The sequence below is a fragment of the Xanthomonas arboricola genome (genome assembly GCF_003353015.1).
Classification (GTDB): Bacteria; Pseudomonadota; Gammaproteobacteria; order Xanthomonadales; family Xanthomonadaceae; genus Xanthomonas; species Xanthomonas arboricola_E.
On record NZ_QREM01000001.1, the window covers coordinates 139748 to 156163 of the forward strand.

Annotated in this window: 12 protein-coding genes; 9 read left to right on the forward strand and 3 right to left on the reverse strand. The window is 66.8% G+C overall.

The window, feature by feature from the left end; translation table 11 throughout:
• Window positions 1–2 precede the first annotated feature (2 nt).
• From C0541_RS00645 to C0541_RS00655, 3 genes are all read left to right on the forward strand, one after another.
• Complete coding sequence (locus C0541_RS00645; protein ID WP_115045257.1) at window positions 3–176, forward strand: DUF2934 domain-containing protein; 174 nt, start codon at window positions 3–5, stop codon at window positions 174–176.
• A gap of 124 nt (window positions 177–300) precedes the next feature.
• Complete coding sequence (gene glgX / locus C0541_RS00650) at window positions 301–2463, forward strand: glycogen debranching protein GlgX (protein ID WP_115045258.1); 2163 nt, start codon at window positions 301–303, stop codon at window positions 2461–2463.
• Between the two features lie 16 nt (window positions 2464–2479).
• Window positions 2480–3112, forward strand: coding sequence for an NAD(P)H-binding protein (locus C0541_RS00655; protein ID WP_115045259.1), 633 nt, complete (start codon window positions 2480–2482; stop codon window positions 3110–3112).
• Window positions 3113–3842: 730 nt separating this feature from the next.
• Here C0541_RS00655 and C0541_RS00660 read toward each other — a convergent pair.
• The gene (locus C0541_RS00660) at window positions 3843–4619 is read right to left on the reverse strand and encodes an SDR family NAD(P)-dependent oxidoreductase (protein WP_115045260.1); all 777 of its coding nucleotides are present in this window, start codon (window positions 4617–4619) and stop codon (window positions 3843–3845) included.
• 533 nt (window positions 4620–5152) lie between these two features.
• On the opposite strand from C0541_RS00660, the gene C0541_RS00670 reads away from it, so the two are divergent.
• Window positions 5153–6562, forward strand: a complete 1410-nt coding sequence (locus C0541_RS00670; RefSeq protein ID WP_161959812.1) for an FAD/NAD(P)-binding protein — start codon at window positions 5153–5155, stop codon at window positions 6560–6562.
• Between the two features lie 521 nt (window positions 6563–7083).
• Window positions 7084–7515, forward strand: coding sequence for a VirK family protein (locus tag C0541_RS00675; RefSeq protein ID WP_115045263.1), 432 nt, complete (start codon window positions 7084–7086; stop codon window positions 7513–7515).
• A gap of 367 nt (window positions 7516–7882) precedes the next feature.
• Here C0541_RS00675 and C0541_RS00680 read toward each other — a convergent pair whose 3' ends face one another.
• Window positions 7883–9349 (reverse strand): efflux transporter outer membrane subunit, encoded by a 1467-nt coding sequence (locus C0541_RS00680; protein WP_115045264.1) that lies wholly within the window; start codon window positions 9347–9349, stop codon window positions 7883–7885.
• Window positions 9350–9438: 89 nt separating this feature from the next.
• Between C0541_RS00680 and C0541_RS00685 the strand changes: the two genes are divergently transcribed.
• The 4 genes from C0541_RS00685 to C0541_RS00700 all read left to right on the forward strand — a co-directional run bounded on the left by C0541_RS00685 (window position 9439) and on the right by C0541_RS00700 (window position 15317).
• Window positions 9439–10056 (forward strand): TetR/AcrR family transcriptional regulator, encoded by a 618-nt coding sequence (locus tag C0541_RS00685; protein WP_115045265.1) that lies wholly within the window; start codon window positions 9439–9441, stop codon window positions 10054–10056.
• A gap of 77 nt (window positions 10057–10133) precedes the next feature.
• Entirely contained in the window at window positions 10134–11282 is a 1149-nt protein-coding gene (locus tag C0541_RS00690; RefSeq protein WP_115045266.1) for an efflux RND transporter periplasmic adaptor subunit, read from the forward strand.
• A complete protein-coding gene (locus C0541_RS00695) occupies window positions 11279–14383 on the forward strand; it encodes an efflux RND transporter permease subunit (protein ID WP_115045267.1) in 3105 nt (1034 codons plus the stop codon). The genes C0541_RS00690 and C0541_RS00695 overlap by 4 nt, the downstream gene beginning before the upstream one ends.
• Window positions 14384–14510: 127 nt before the next feature.
• Window positions 14511–15317, forward strand: coding sequence for an oxidoreductase (locus tag C0541_RS00700; protein WP_115045268.1), 807 nt, complete (start codon window positions 14511–14513; stop codon window positions 15315–15317).
• A 340-nt stretch (window positions 15318–15657) separates the two neighbouring features.
• Here the strand turns inward: C0541_RS00700 and C0541_RS00710 are convergent, their stop codons facing one another.
• A complete protein-coding gene (locus C0541_RS00710) occupies window positions 15658–16413 on the reverse strand; it encodes an SDR family oxidoreductase (RefSeq protein WP_161959813.1) in 756 nt (251 codons plus the stop codon).
• Between the last annotated feature and the right edge of the window lie 3 nt (window positions 16414–16416).

Sequence of the window (16416 nt, forward strand, 5' to 3'; positions counted from 1 at the left end):
CAATGAACGACACGGAACGGCAGACGCGGCTTCGCCAGTTGGCACAGGAGATCTGGGAGGCCGAAGGCCGCCCGGACGGCCACGCAGATCGGCACTGGGCCATGGCCGAGCGCCTGGTGGATGCCGAGGAACGCGCCGCCGAGCAGGCCGGTCCGCCGGCGAGTGCACGCCAGTAACGCATCCTCTGTCATCCTGCATGGTTCACTCTGCGGCCTGCGCCGTGTCAGGGTGACCGTGCCCAGGCACGCAGGCCCGCGCATCCGTTCAGCGTTTTGAGTTCACCGTTCCCAGGAGTTACCGATGGCCACCCGCAAGTTCACCCAGCGCTCGCGCATTCGCGAAGGCCGTCCCAACCCGCTCGGCGCCACCTGGGATGGCCTGGGGGTCAACTTCGCGCTGTACTCGCGCAATGCCACCCGGGTGGAACTGTGCCTGTTCGACGAGCGTGGCCGCGAGCAGGAGCGCCTGGCGCTGCCCGAGTACACCGACGAGGTCTGGCACGGCTATCTGCCCGACGCACGCCCCGGCCAGCTGTACGGCTACCGCGTGCATGGACCCTATGCACCCGATGCCGGGCATCGCTTCAACCACAACAAGCTGCTGCTGGACCCGTATGCCAAGCAGATCGTCGGCGAGCTCAAATGGGCGCCGCACCTGTTCGGCTACACCATCGGCCACCGCGACAAGGATCTGAGCTTCGATCGCCGCGACAGCGCCGCGTTCATGCCCAAGTCCGCGGTGATCGACCCGGCCTTCACCTGGGGCCAGGACCGCCCGCCGCAGACGCCGTGGAACCGCACGGTGATCTACGAGGCGCACGTGCGCGGGCTGAGCATGCTGCACCCGGCGGTGCCGCCGGAAAACCGCGGCACCTTCTCGGCCCTGAAGACCGACGAGCTGATCGACCACATCAGCTCACTCGGCGTCACCGCGGTGGAACTGCTCCCCGTCCACGCCTTCGTCGACGATCAATACCTGCTGGAAAAAGGCCTGCGCAATTACTGGGGCTACAACACCCTGGGCTTCTTTGCCCCGCAGGCGCGCTACATGTCCACGCGCACCGTGGCCGAGTTCAAGCAGATGGTGGCGCGGCTGCATCACGCCGGGCTGGAAGTGCTGTTGGACGTGGTCTACAACCACACCGCCGAAGGCAACGAACTGGGGCCGACGCTGTCGTTCAAGGGCATCGACAACGCCAGCTACTACCGCCTGGCCGACGACCGCCGCTTCTACATCAACGACACCGGCACCGGCAACACCTTCGACCTGACCAATGTCGGCGCGCTGCGCATGGTGATGGACTCGCTGCGGTACTGGGTGCAGGAAATGCATGTCGATGGGTTCCGTTTCGACCTGGCCACCATCCTCGGGCGCGAGCGTTACGGCTTCGATCCATCCGGCAGCTTTCTCGATGCGGTGCGCCAGGATCCGGTGCTGAGCCAGACCAAGCTGATCGCCGAGCCCTGGGATATCGGTCCGGGCGGTTACCAGGTGGGCAATTTCCCGCCGGGTTGGGTGGAGTGGAACGACAAGTTCCGCGACAACGTGCGCGCGTTCTGGCGTGGCGACGGCGGCCAGTTGGCCGAACTGGCCACGCGCCTGACCGGATCGGCGGACCTGTTCAACCACAGTGGCCGTCGCCCCACTGCATCGGTCAATTTCGTCACCGCGCACGATGGCTTCACCCTGCGCGATCTGGTCAGCTACGAAGGCAAGCACAACTTTGCCAACGGCGAAGAGGGCAGGGACGGCAGCGACCACAATATTTCGGCCAATTACGGTGTCGAGGGTGACACCAACGACCCGGCGATCAAGCAGCTGCGCCGCCAGCAGATGCGCAACCTGCTGGCCACGCTGCTGCTGTCGCAAGGCACCCCGATGCTGCTGGCCGGCGATGAGTTCGGCCATAGCCAGAACGGCAACAACAATGCGTATTGCCAGGACAACGAGCTGACCTGGATCGACTGGACCGCCGCCACCAAGGCCGCGGCCGCCGACCAGGCTGCGTTCGTGCGGCGGTTGATCCGCATCCGCCAGCGTTATCCGTTGCTGCATCGCGCCCGCTTCTTCGACGGCAAGTTCGATGAAGCGCTGGGTTTGAAGGATCTCACCTGGCTGGCGCCGGACGGCCACGAGATGGACGAAGCCGCCTGGCACGACCCGGAAGCGCGCGCGCTGATGCTGCGGCTGGATGGCCGCTCGCCGACCACCGGCCTGCGCGAGATCGCCGCCAACGTGACCTTGCTGATGCTGATCAACGCCGCCTCCACCAGCGTGTCGTTCACGCTGCCGGCGATGCACGACGAGCACTGGCGCGTGCTGGTCGACACCGCGCGCCATGGCGGCCGCGTGGTGGCCGGCGGCAGCGAATGGAAGGCCCCGGCGCATTCGCTGACCTTGCTCGCAGTGGAGCGCGATCGCATCGCCAGCAGCGCGCGCATCGTCTCCGAGGGCGCGCGCTGATGGCGGGGGGGATCTGATGGATGTGTTGCTGGCAGGGGCCACCGGGCTGGTCGGCAGGCATGTCCTGCACCAACTGCTGGCCGACGCGCGCTGCACCGGCGTAGTGGCGATCACGCGCCGGCCGTTGTCGCAGATCCACCCCAAGCTGCGCAACCAGGTGATCGATTTCGAACACCTGGACCACTGGACCGCACCGCGCATGGAAGCGGCCATCTGCGCCCTGGGCAGCACGATGAAGCAGGCCGGCTCGCGCGAGGCGTTCTATCGCATCGACCACGATTACCCGATGGCGCTGGCACGCGCCGCCTGCGCGCAGGGCACCTCGGTATTCGTGCTGAATTCGGCCGCCGGTGCCGATGCGCACTCGCGCATCTTCTACAACCGCGTCAAGGGCGAGCTGGAACGCGACCTGCGCGCCGTCGGCTTCCCCTCGCTCACCTTCGTGCGCCCGGGGCTGATCGGCGGGGAGCGCGAGCAGCGGCGTACCGGCGAGCACATCGGCAGCCTCGTGCTGGGCGCGCTCGGCCCGCTGTTGCCGCGCCGCTTCCGCATCAACCCGGCCGAGCGCATTGCCGCCGCATTGGTGCACGCCGCGCTGGCACCGACGCGTGGCGAGCACAGCGTCGAGGCCGCGGAGTTGGCTGACTAAGCCTGTTGCCGCGCGGCAGCTTGATAAAGACCCGCCCGTTCGCAGCATCGTAGGAGCGCGCTTGCGCGCGATGAGGCCTTACCGAGAAAGCCCCGTCGCGCGCAAGCGCGCTCCTACCGATGTACTGCAACGCAGAGGCATCCTCGCGAGCACAGGCACNATGAGGCCTTACCGAGAAAGCCCCGTCGCGCGCAAGCGCGCTCCTACCGATGTACTGCAACGCAGAGGCATCCTCGCGAGCACAGGCACCCGCTCACACCCCAGCGGCTGCCCGCCATCCACCCTCCAACAGCACCTTCGCCTAGCCGCAAGGGCATCGCATGGAAGACCGGGACTCTGTTTTCGTAGGAGCGCGCTTGCGCGCGATGAGGCCTTACCGAGAAAGCCCCGTCGCGCGCAAGCGCGCTCCTACCGATGTACTGCAACGCAGANATGAGGCCTTACCGAGAAAGCCCCGTCGCGCGCAAGCGCGCTCCTACCGATGTACTGCAACGCAGAGGCATCCTCGCGAGCACAGGCACCCGCTCACGCCCCAGCGGCTGCCCGCCATCCACCCTCCAACAGCACCTTCGCCTAGCCGCAAGGGCATCGCATGGAAGGCTGAGGATCTGTTTTTGTAGGAGCGCGCTTGCGCGCGAAGAGGCCTTGCCGAGAAAGCCCCGTCGCGCGCAAGCGCGCTCCTACCGATGCACTGCAACGCATGGGCATCCTCGCGAGCACAGACCCCCGCTCATACCCCCAACGACTGCCCGCCATCCACCGCCAGCACCTGCCCGGTGATCCAGCGCGCTTGCGGCGAGGCGAGAAACAATGCCGCGTCGGCGATGTGCTGGACCTGCCCGAATCCGCCGAACGGAATGCTGTCGCGGATGCGTGCATACAGGTCCGGCTCTGCGTCGCGACGCCGCGCCCATAGCCCGTCGGGAAACTCGATCGAGCCCGGTGCAATCGCGTTGACACGGATGCGCTCACGCGCCAGTTCGGCGGCCAGCGTGGTGGTGTAGTAATTCAGCGCTGCCTTGGCGGTGGAATAGGCGATCGCGCGCGGCGTGGGGCGTTGCGCATTGATCGAGCTGATATTGAGGATCACCGCCGCGTTGCTGTCGCGCAGGTACGGCAGCGCGGCGCGATTGCAGCGCACTGCCGCCATCAGGTCCACATCCAGGCCGGCCTGCCAGCTGGCATCGTCGTTGCCGTGTCCATAGCCGGAGGCGTTGTTGATCACCACATCCAGGCCATCCAGCGCCTGCGCTGCGGCCTGCACATAGGCCGCGATCTGCGCCGCATCCGACAGGTCGCAGGCGAAGGTATGGACCGGCCTGCCATGTGGTGCCAATGCCTGGGCCGCCTGTGCCAGGCCGTCGGCATTGCGTGCGCACAGCGAGACCTGCGCGCCGTTGCGCACGAACGCGTCGGCAATGGCCAATCCAATGCCACGGCTGCCGCCTGCGATCAGCACGCGTTGCGTGCGCGGCGAGATTTGCGTGGGTGCTGCGGAAATGGACATGGCGGACACTCGATCGGAAACCGGCATTATCGAGCAGCCCGGTCATGACGCGCTGCTCGGTGCCGTTGCAGTGTTGAACGCATCATCGCAATGTCTGCGGTCCGTTCCACGACGTCCACCGTTTCTGCCAACGACGCGCCGGCCACGACGCGTCGCGGGCTGGCGATCGTCCGCGCTCATCCCCAGGCGCGCGCGGCCGGTGCTCGGATTGCCATGTGCCACTCGTCCACTCAGGTTTTGAGCGCGCCGTCCATACGCCCCGCGCGATTGCTCGCTACATGTTGTCAGGTACCCCAAGTCGCGATGCGCAGCGCAGCGCTGCGCGCCAGGTTGGGAGGCATGCAGCGGCACCTGCCTGCAGTCGCGTGCGCTGTCATCTGCGTGCAATACGGCATGCGTGTGGCTTGCCACGCAAGCCTCATCACCAAGCATGATCAGCTCATGCGGTTTCGGTTGCTCGCCGCTAACCATTTGTTTACACGCTTGCGCCGCGCTGCGGGCACAACGTGCGGGTCATTCAGTGGGAGTTGCACATGGAAACCCATATCACCGTCATCGGTGCCGGCTTCTGCGGTACCGCGCTGGTCCGTGCGCTGGCGCAGACGGCCGATGCGCAGGTGCGCATCACCCTGGTCGGCGTGGCCGACACCTTCGGCAGCGGCATCGCCTATGGCGCCGCCCGGCCGGAGCACCTGCTCAACGTGCGCGCCAAGGACCTGGGGATCGATGCGCAGGCGCCGGGCGCCTTCGCCGACACCTTGCACCTGGGCGACAGCGGGCGGCTGGAATTCCTGCCGCGGCTTGCCTATGGCGATTATCTGCGCAGCGAGCTGGATACTGCCGTCAGCGGTGCGCAGGCCTCGATCGTGCGGCTGTCGCAGGAGGCGGTGGCAGTGGAGCGCGTGCGCCAGGGCTTTCGGGTGTTTCTGGCCAATGGCGATGCCTTCCATAGCGACCGGGTGGTGTTGGCAGTGGGTGCACTGCAACCGCAGGCGCTGGCCGGCATCGGCCCGCGTTTGAGCGTGCATCCGCGCTACATCGGGTGGCCGTGGCAGGGCGAGGCCCTGGCGCGGTTGTCGCCGGATGACGATGTGCTGATCGTCGGCACCGGGCTGACCATGGTGGACGTGGCATTGACGCTGCATGCGCGTGGTCATCGTGGCCGGATGGTGGCGATCTCGCGGCGCGGGCTGGCGCCGCAGGCGCATCTGCGCCAGCCGGGCGCAGTGCTGGAATTGCCGCCGCATCTGCAGCGCGCGCTCAAGGACGCCGACCTGCGTGGCCTGCTGCGCGGCGTGCGGCAGCTGAGCGCGGTGGTCGACGACTGGCGTCGCGTGGTGGATGCCTTGCGCCCGCATCTGCAACCGCTGTGGCAGCGGCTGGACCTGATCCAACGCGCGCGTTTTTTGCGTCACTTGCGGCCGTATTGGGAAGTGGCGCGGCATCGCGTTGCGCCGGGTGCGGCGGAGCAACTGGCGCAGCTGCAGGCCTCGGGCCAATTGCAGGTGACCGCAGCGCGCCTGCTGCGTGCGCGTTGGGTGCCGGATGGCGTGGAGGCGGTGATCCGCCCGCGCGGTGCTGCCGATGCGCAGACCGGTCATTACGATGCGGTGATCCGTGCGACCGGCTTGGATACGGACATCGACCGCACCAGCGACCCGCTGATCGCCGGCATGCGCGAAGCTGGCCTGCTGCGTGCCGATCCGCTGGGCCTGGGTGTGGATACCGATGCGCAGCTGCGCGTGCGCGATGGCACCGGGCAGATCGTGCCGGGCTTGTACTGCGTTGGCCCGCTGCTGCGCGGGCGCTACTGGGAAATCACCGCCGTGCCGGAGTTGCGCGTGGCCACGCGAGCCCTGGCAGAGCGCCTGTTGCTAGGGGCGATGCCGGCGTTACAGCCGGCGCCGGAACAGGTGCCGCGCGAGGCCAATGCGCGCCTGTAGCGAAGTGGACCCTCATTGCAGCTCTTGATGGCCATATGGAGTTGAGGCCTCACTTGGCTCGGCCCCGAGCCCTTCGTCCATCGGGAGGAGGGGGCGCGCCGGCGCCGGATGAGGCTGCGCGCGCAGCCTCGTGGGGTTACACGAGTCCTTGAAACCCTTGGTCCCGGTCGACCCACCAGTCGTAGCAGCAGACCTGGCCGCGACCGGGGCATTACCGGCACCCTCGCAGCACTCCACGCGTGCAGCGGACACTTGCGTGGTGCCCGTAGCGTCTTGCCGTCTACCGACGTTGCATTGGTTTTTTCTTCTGCAGAGAGAGACGTCCGGTCATCCCACACCGCCTCTGCGCGCGCGGGCATAGCCCGCATTTCGGGATCGCGCGCGGACTTCGCCAAACAGCGCAATCATGCCGCGTGATGCGTAGCGCACTGCGCCGGTGCAGACAGGATTGGGTCATGTTGATCGCCCTGGGCTGAGTACAGTCCAGTTCGCTTGATTCCCTCGTCCGCCTGGAGTCCGCCATGCCCCGTCTTGCCCACGCCACCTTGCTCGCCACGTTGTGCGCCTGTGCGCTGCCCGCCTGGGCCAGCGAATCGCTCAATACCCGTGCTGAAGTGCTCGCAGCGCTTGAATCCGGCTACGACGTCAGCCTGACCACCGATCTCGGTCGCTGCACGCCCGAAGAAGGCACGCCGGTCTCGCAGACCCGCGGCGGCCGCCATATCGACGCGTACCGCATCACCGAGGACGGCACCGCCGCATTCTCCGGTTCGCATTTCACCGTGGCCAACGACGGCAAGCCGATCCAGCAGTTCATGCGCTACCAGCTGCGCCCGGATGGCAGCGTGCGTTTCACCACCTACATGTACGACCTGCCGGGGTTGCAGCAACGTGGCCCGGTGCTGGCGTATCAATGCACGATCAACCAGGGCATCCGTTTCCACGCCGATTGAGTTGCAGCAACGGCGGGCGTGTGGCCGCGCAACGCGCAAAACGCTGCGGCACAGCGGTATCGAATCCGTGCGGCCGCCTTGCCTCGGTGTCGCGTGGGTATGCAGTCGTGCGCGACGCCCTGGGTGCATACGTGGCCGTTGCCAACCATTACCCGGACGGACGCCGCCGATCTGCGGCGTGGTGTGTCGCAGGGAGCGTCGTTGCACCAGCGCAATGACATCGACTGTGGCGATGGCTGTGTGGCATGCCAACTGCCCGGTACTGGGCGCTGTGCCGATGCTCGCAGCACGCCAGCATCAACCCGCAACGCCGCCAGTGTCGGCGTTGCGGGTCATCACGCGGCGCATCGCCGCGCCACTGCGATGACTACCGCTGCTGGACTGCCACCGCGTCGCCACCGCCGCGCTGCCAGCCGCCGCCCAGCGCCTTGAAGGTCGCCACCGCGCTGCGTGCCGCTTCCGTGCGTGCCTGGACCTGTGCATCGGAGGCGCGCAGCAGGCTGTCGTCGGCGTTGAGCACTTCGATCAGGCTCACCGTGCCCTTTTCATAGGCCAGCGCCGAGGCGCCGCGCGCCTTGCCCAATGCGTCCACGCCTTGCGAGAGCACGCTTGCCTGCTGCTCGCGTTTGACCAGCGCGGTGAACGCATTTTCGACATCCTCGGTGGCGCGCAACACGGCCAGGCGATACGCCGCCAATTGTTCGGCCTCCTGACCCTTGGCCTGGGCGATCTGCGCATTGATGCGGCCGAAGTCGAACAGCCGCCAGCGCAGCCCCAGCACACCGGACGACTGCGCGGCATTGCCGGTGAACAGGTTGCCGCCGGAGATGGCCGTGGCGCTGCCGAGCAGGCCGCTGAGTGAGAACTTGGGGTAGTACTCGGACATCGCCACGCCGATGCGCGCATTGGACGCGGCCAGGCGGCGCTCGGCCACGATCAGGTCGGGACGGCGGCGCAGCAGGTCGGCCGGCGAGCCGCTGTCGGCGATCTGCGGTGCAAGCGGGATGGGTTTGCTCGCCGCCAGCTCCGCGCGGTGGGTGCCGGGCGCCACGCCCAGCATCACATCCAGCGCGTTCATGGCTGCGACCAGCCCGGCTTCCAGCCCGGGCACGGTTGCCTGCACCTGCGCCAGCGCGCCCTGGGCCTGCTGCAACTGCAGTTCGGCCGCCAGGCCCTTGCCGTGCAGCAGGGTCACCATCGACACCAGCCCCTGCTGGGTGGCGACCTGGCGCTGGGCCACCTCCAGCCGCCCCTGCAGGCCGCGGATGCTGATGTAGATGTCGGCGGTCTGCGCCGCCACCGCCAGCCGGGTGGCGGCGGCACCGGCTTCGCTGGCCTGGTAGTCGGCCAGCGCGGCCTGGCGGCCGCGACGCAGGCCGCCGAACAGGTCCAGTTCCCAGCTGGCGCCCAGGTTGGCCTCGTAGAGCGTCGCGTAGCGGTCGAAGTTGGGCGTGCTGCTGATCACCTGCCCGAGCGGCGTTTCCAGCGACTGGTAGGCGCGGGTGGCGTTGCCGCTGATAGTGCCTGAGGGCAGCAGCGCGGCAGTGGCGGCGGTCAGCCCGGCACGGGCCTGGGTGACGCGTGCGGTGGCCTGGGCCAGGTCGAGATTCTGCGCCAGTGCGGCGGTGACATAGCGGCTCAGGTCCGGGTCGTTGAATCCGTTCCACCAGGTGGCCAGGTCCGCCTGCGCAGTTGCCTGCCGTTCAGCGACTTCCGCCTGGCCCATGTAGTGGTCCGGCAACGGCGCGTCCGGTCGGGCGTAGTTGGGGCCGACCGCGCAGCCTGCGGCCAGGCTGGAGGCAATGAGCGCTGCAAGGGTGCGGAGTGACGGCATGACGAGACCAGAGTGGCGGAGATGTTGAGTGACTTTAATACGAAATGGTCACTTTTGTAAGTCGGGGGCGACGGCGCTAAGCTGTCGAAATGAATAACGCATCCAGCTACCCCGTCTCGGGCCGAGGCCCGGTCGATCATGACGTGCGCGACCAGATCGTCGTTGCCGCCACCGACCACTTCAGCCGCTATGGCTATGAGAAGACGTCCGTTTCGGACCTGGCCAAGGCGATCGGGTTCTCCAAGGCCTACATCTACAAGTTCTTCGAGTCCAAGCAGGCCATCGGCGAGTCGATCTGTACCAACTGCATGCGCCAGATCGAGACCGAGGTCTGCGCCGCGATGGACGAAACCGACCAGGCGCCGGAGAAAATCCGTAGACTTTTCAAGGTGATGACCGAAGCCAGCCTGCGCTTGTGCTTCCAGGATCGCAAGCTCTACGAAATTGCCGCTTCGGCAGCAAGCGAGCGCTGGCAATCGGTCCTCGCCTACGAGGTCCGCATGCAGAAACTGGTGCACGATGTGCTGCAGCAGGGCCGTCTCAATGGCGATTTCGAGCGCAAGACGCCGCTGGACGAGGCCGCCCAGGCCGTCTACGCGGTCCTGCGCCCGTACATGAATCCGGCGATGCTGCAATACAGCCTGGAGCACACCGAAGAGATGCCTGCGCTGTTGTCGGGCCTGGTCCTGCGCAGCCTGTCGCCTTAAAAGTTGTTTGTGACTATTGACTGATTTGGTCACAAGTCCCAGGATGCGAGCCTTCATCAGATCGCTTCGGGATTCCCATGCTTCGGCGCCGCGTCGTTACCTCTCTCGTCCTGTCTGTCCTGCCGCTGGCACTGGTTGCCTGCGGCGGAAAGGCGCAGCCTGATCCACGCACCGCCACCCCGCTGGTCCGGGTGGCCACGGTGGGCGATGCCAGCTCGGCGGCGCGGAGTTTTTCCGGCACCGTCGCGGCGCGCGTGCAGAGCGACCTGGGCTTCCGGGTTGCAGGCAAGGTGTCCGAGCGGCTGGTCGATGCCGGCCAGAGCGTCAAGCGCGGCCAGCCACTGATGCGCATCGATCCGGTGGATCTGCAACTGGCCGCGCGTGCGCAGCAGGACGCGGTGGCCGCTGCCCGCGCCCGTGCCCTGCAGACCGCCGAGGATGAAGCCCGTTATCGCGACCTGCGCGGCACCGGCGCCATCTCCGCCTCGGCCTACGACCAGATCAAGGCGGCCGCCGATGCGGCCAAGGCGCAGCTGAGCGCCGCCCAGGCCCAGGCCGATGTCGCGCGCAATGCCAACCGCTATACCGACCTGCTGGCCGATGCCGACGGCGTGGTGATGGAGACGCTGGTCGAACCGGGCCAGGTGGTCGCGGCCGGCCAGCCGGTGGTGCGGCTGGCGCATGCCGGCCGCCGCGAGGCGGTGATCCAGTTGCCGGAAACCCTGCGCCCGCAGGTCGGCTCGGTGGCGCAGGCCACCTTGTTCGGCAACGCCGCGGTCAGCGTGCCGGCCACCTTGCGCCAGCTGTCCGAAAGCGCCGACCGGCTGACCCGCACCTTCGAGGCGCGCTACGTGCTCGACGGTGCGCTCGCGCAGGCGCCGCTGGGAACGACGGTGAGCATCCGCATTCCCGATGGCACCGCTGCCGCCACGCAGGCCGGGCTGCAGGTGCCGCTGGCCGCGCTGTTCGACGCCGGCAAGGGGCCGGGCGTGTGGGTGGTTGCCGGCAATCCGGCCAAGGTGAGCTGGCGGCCGGTGACGGTGCTGGGCCTGGACGACGACCACGCCAATGTCGCCGGCAAGCTGGCGCGCGGCGAGCGCATCGTGGCGCTGGGGGCGCACCTGTTGCGCGACGGCGAGCAGGTGCGCGTCGCCACCACGATCGCGCCCGCCAATGGCAGCGCGACCGGCGCCAGGACCGCGACCGCGGCAGGAGCGCAGCCGTGAGCGAGGGCCGGTTCAATCTCTCCGCGCTGGCGGTGCGCGAGCGCTCGATCACGTTGTTCCTGATCTTCCTGATTTCGCTGGCCGGCCTGGTCGCATTCCTCAAGCTCGGTCGCGCCGAAGACCCGGCCTTCACCGTCAAGGTAATGACCATCGTGACCGCCTGGCCGGGCGCAACACCGCAGGAAATGCAGGACCAGGTCGCCGAGAAGCTCGAAAAGCGCCTGCAGGAACTGCGCTGGTACGACCGTAGCGAAACCTATACGCGCCCCGGGCTGGCGTTCACCACCTTGACCTTGCTGGACAGCACGCCGCCCAGCCAGGTGCAGGAGCAGTTCTACCAGGCACGCAAGAAAGTGGGCGACGAAGTCGGCAACCTGCCGGCCGGCGTGATCGGGCCGATGGTCAACGACGAATATGCCGACGTCACCTTCGCGCTGTTCGCACTCAAGGCCAAGGGCGAGCCGCAACGCTTGCTCGCGCGCGATGCCGAGACCCTGCGCCAGCGCATGTTGCACGTGCCGGGCGTCAAGAAGGTCAACATCATCGGCGAGCAGCCCGAGCGCATCTTCGTGGAGTTCTCGCACGAGCGCCTGGCCACGCTGGGCATCAGTCCGCAGGACGTGTTCGCCGCGCTCAATGCGCAGAACGCCTTGAATGCGGCGGGTTCGGTGGAGACGCGCGGGCCGCAGGTGTTCATCCGCCTGGACGGTGCGCTCGACAGCCTGCAGAAGATTCGCGACACCCCGCTGGTGGTGCAGGGCCGCACCTTGAAGCTGTCGGATATCGCCACGGTCAAGCGCGGCTATGAAGATCCGTCCACCTTCATGATCCGCAGTGGCGGCGAGCCGGCGTTGTTGCTGGGCATCATCATGCGCGATGGCTGGAACGGGCTGGATCTGGGCAAGTCGCTGGACAGCGAGGTCAGCGCGATCAATGCCGAACTGCCGCTGGGCATGACCCTGAGCAAGGTCACCGACCAGGCGGTCAACATCGACGCATCGGTCGGCGAGTTCATGACCAAGTTCTTCGTCGCCTTGCTGGTGGTGATGCTGGTGTGCTTCGTCAGCATGGGCTGGCGCGTGGGCATCGTGGTGGCGGCGGCGGTGCCGCTGACGCTGGCGGCGGTGTTCGTGGTGATGCTGGCCACCGGCAAGAACTTCGACCGCATCACGCTGGGGTCGTTGATCCTGGCGCTGGGCCTGTTGGTGGACGACGCCATCATCGCCATCGAGATGATGGTGGTGAAGATGGAGGAAGGCTACAGCCGCGTCGCCGCATCGGCCTATGCATGGAGCCATACCGCCGCGCCGATGCTGTCCGGCACGCTGGTGACCGCGGTCGGCTTCATGCCGAACGGCTTTGCCGCCTCCACCGCCGGCGAATACACCAGCAACATGTTCTGGATCGTGGGCATTGCGTTGATCGTGTCGTGGGTGGTGGCAGTGGTGTTCACGCCCTACCTGGGGGTCAAGCTGCTGCCGGACCTGAAGAAGGTCGAAGGCGGCCACGCCGCGATGTACGACACGCCGCGCTACAACCGCTTCCGCACCGCGCTGGCACGCGTGATTGCGCGCAAGTGGCTGGTGGCCGGATCGGTGGTGGGCCTGTTCGTGCTCGCGATCGTTGGCATGGGCATCGTCAAGAAGCAGTTCTTCCCGATCTCCGATCGCCCCGAAGTCCTGGTCGAAGTGCAACTGCCGTACGGGACCTCGATCAACCAGACCAGCGCGGCCACCGCCAAGGTCGAAGCCTGGCTCGCCCGGCAGGACGAGGCCAAGATCGTCACCGCCTACATCGGGCAGGGTGCGCCGCGCTTCTTCCTGGCCATGGGCCCGGAGTTGCCGGACCCGTCGTTTGCCAAGATCGTGATCCGCACCGACGACCAGCGCCAGCGCGATGCCTTGAAGCTGCGTTTGCGCAAGGCCATCTCCGAAGGTCTCGCCTCCGAAGCCCGCGTGCGCGTCACCCAGCTCACCTTCGGCCCGTACTCGCAGTTCCCGGTGGCCTACCGGATCAGCGGTGCCGATCCGCAGGTGTTGCGGGGCATCGCCGCGCAGGTCAGGCAGGTGATGCAGGACAGCCCGATGCTGCGTACCGTCAACACTGATTGGGGCACGCGCACCCCCACGCTGCATTTCACCCTGGACCAGGACCGCCTGCAGGCAGTGGGGCTGACCTCGACCGCCGTGGCCCAGCAACTGCAGTTCCTGCTCACCGGCGTGCCGGTCACGCTGGTGCGCGAAGATATCCGCAGCGTGCAGGTAATGGCGCGTTCGGCCGGCGACACCCGCTTCGATCCGGCACGCATCGCCGACTTCACCCTGGCCGGTGCCAATGGCCAGCGCGTGCCGTTGTCGCAGGTCGGCAAGGTGGATGTGCGGATGGAAGAGCCGATCATGCGGCGTCGCGATCGCGTGCCGACCATCACCGTCGGTGGCGATGTCGGCGAGGAGTTGCAGCCGCCGGATGTCTCGGCGGTGATCACCAAGCAATTGCAGCCCATCATCGAAAAACTGCCCAGCGGTTATCAGATCAAGGAAGCTGGTTCCATTGAGGAATCCGGCAAGGCAACCACGGCGATGCTGCCGCTGTTCCCGATCATGCTGGCGGCCACCTTGCTGATCATCATCCTGCAGGTGCGTTCGATCTCGGCGATGGTGATGGTGTTCCTGACCAGCCCGCTGGGCCTGATCGGCGTGGTGCCGACCTTGATCCTGTTCCAGCAACCCTTCGGCATCAACGCACTGGTGGGCCTGATCGCATTGTCGGGCATCCTGATGCGCAACACGCTGATCCTGATCGGGCAGATCCACCACAACGAGGCCGAAGGTCTGGACCCGTTCCATGCCCTGGTGGAAGCCACCGTGCAGCGTGCAAGGCCGGTGATCCTGACCGCGCTGGCGGCGATCCTGGCATTCATCCCGCTCACGCACTCGGTGTTCTGGGGCACGCTGGCCTATACGCTGATCGGCGGCACCCTGGCCGGCACGATCCTGACGCTGGTGTTCCTGCCGGCGATGTATTCGATCTGGTTCAAGATTCGTCCCGATACCGGCAACGGCAACGGCAGCAGCACCCCGGCGGTTGCGCAGCACGCCTGAGTGCCAACGGCGACGGCGGCCATGCTGCCGTCGCCGGGCGGTGTCGCGCACCCGGCGTCTTCGCGTTCGATCCACGCGCAGCCACATCGGCTGCGGCCGCTCTCCTCTCACAGATAAGGGAACCACCATGCAACAGCAACCTGTCGTGCTGATCACCGGCGTGTCCTCCGGCATCGGCCGCGTTGCCGCAGAGCGCTTCGCCCAACGCGGCTGCACCGTCTACGGCAGCGTACGTGCGCTTTCCACTGCCGCGCCGCTGGCCAATGTGGAATTGGTCGAAATGGACATCCGCGACGCTGCCTCGGTGCGGCAGGCCGTCGACGGCATCGTCGGCCGCAGCGGCCGCATCGATGTGCTGGTCAACAACGCAGGCCGCAATCTTGTCGGCGCAGTGGAGGAAACCAGCCCCGACGAAGCTGCCGTGCTATTCGATACCAACGTGCTGGGCATCCTGCGTACGGTCCGGGCGGTGGCGCCGTACATGCGGGAAAAACGCCAGGGACGCATCGTCAATGTCAGCTCGGTGCTGGGCTTCCTGCCGGCGCCGTACATGGGCGTGTACACCGCCTCCAAGCATGCGGTGGAAGGGCTGTCGGAAACGCTGGACCACGAGCTGCGCCAGTTCGGCATCCGGGTGACGCTGGTGGAACCGGCGTACACCAAGACCAGCCTGGGCAGCAATTCGCCAGTGGTGCAGACCACCATCGCCGAGTACGACCGCGAACGTGACATGGTCGGCCGTGCGTTCACCGGCTACATCGACAATGCGCCGGGACCGCAGGACGTGGCCACCACCGTGGTGGAGGCCGCACTGGGCAAGTGGCGCATGCGTCGCACGCCGCCCGGCCAGGCATCGCTGCTGAGTAAACTGCGCCGGTTCATGCCGGCAGGCGCGGTGGATGGCAGTTTGCGCAAGCGGCTTGGATTGACCTGACACAGGCAGCGCGCCTGTGGGTGGATGCGTGACACCTTGCGCATCGATAACCACTGCGCGCCTTCAGTCAGATGCGGGTGGTGTCTGCAATCGCCATGCACCGCCTGTCCATGGCCAGCCTTGCGTGTGTCGCCCCATCCATGTGCGGCGACCCATCAACGCTCGGCAGCAGCGCCAGGTCAGTCGCGTGCCGAGCGATGACCAACGCCCCGATTTCGAGCACCGACCACAGCCGGGTGGCGGTGCGCACCCTGGTTTTGCTCGCTGTTCCAAAGCATCGCGTGCCCCACGCCGCCGGACGCCGCCGGGGGGCAGGCGGCATGGAGTGGTCGGGTACCGGTTACACCTGGTCGGTGGGCACCACATACACTTCGGCAATGTTGACGTTCGCCGGTGCCTGCGCTGCGAACAGGATGGTGTCGGCAATATCCATCGGATCCAGCATCCGCACCGTGCCGGCATAACCGGCCATCATTGCCTGATATTCCGCGCTGGTGGTCTGCGCCGGAAGCTCGGTTGCAACGATGCCTGGCTGAATGCTGGTGACGCGGATGTTGTGCTTCTTGCCGACTTCCATCCGCAGGCCTTCGGTGAACGCGGTCACCGCAAACTTGCTTGCCGAGTACACCGCAAATCCCTGGCCAAAGACCTTGCGCCCGGCAATCGAGGACGTATTGAAGACGTGGCCGGAATGCTGCTTGATCATCTGCGGCAGCACCGCTGCGGCCACGTTGAGCACGCCTTTCACGTTGACATCGATCATCTGTTCCCATTCGTCGGTATGGAAGTCATCGATGCTGGACAGCGGCATGATGCCGGCATTGTTGACCAGCACGTCGATGGCGCCATAAGCGCCGATCAGGGCTGCGACGCCAGCAGTGACCGAGTCCTTGCTGGCGACATCCATTTCCAGCACGACGGCCTGGCCGCCCGCCTGCTCGATGCCTGACTTCAATGCCTGCAGCCGGTCGATGCGGCGTGCGGCAAGGCCCACCTTCATTCCTGCCGCTGCGAGTTTCTTGGCCGTTGCGCTACCGATGCCGCTGGAGGCGCCGGTAATCAGGGCCACTTTGCCGTGGAGCTCATTCGTTGACATGGA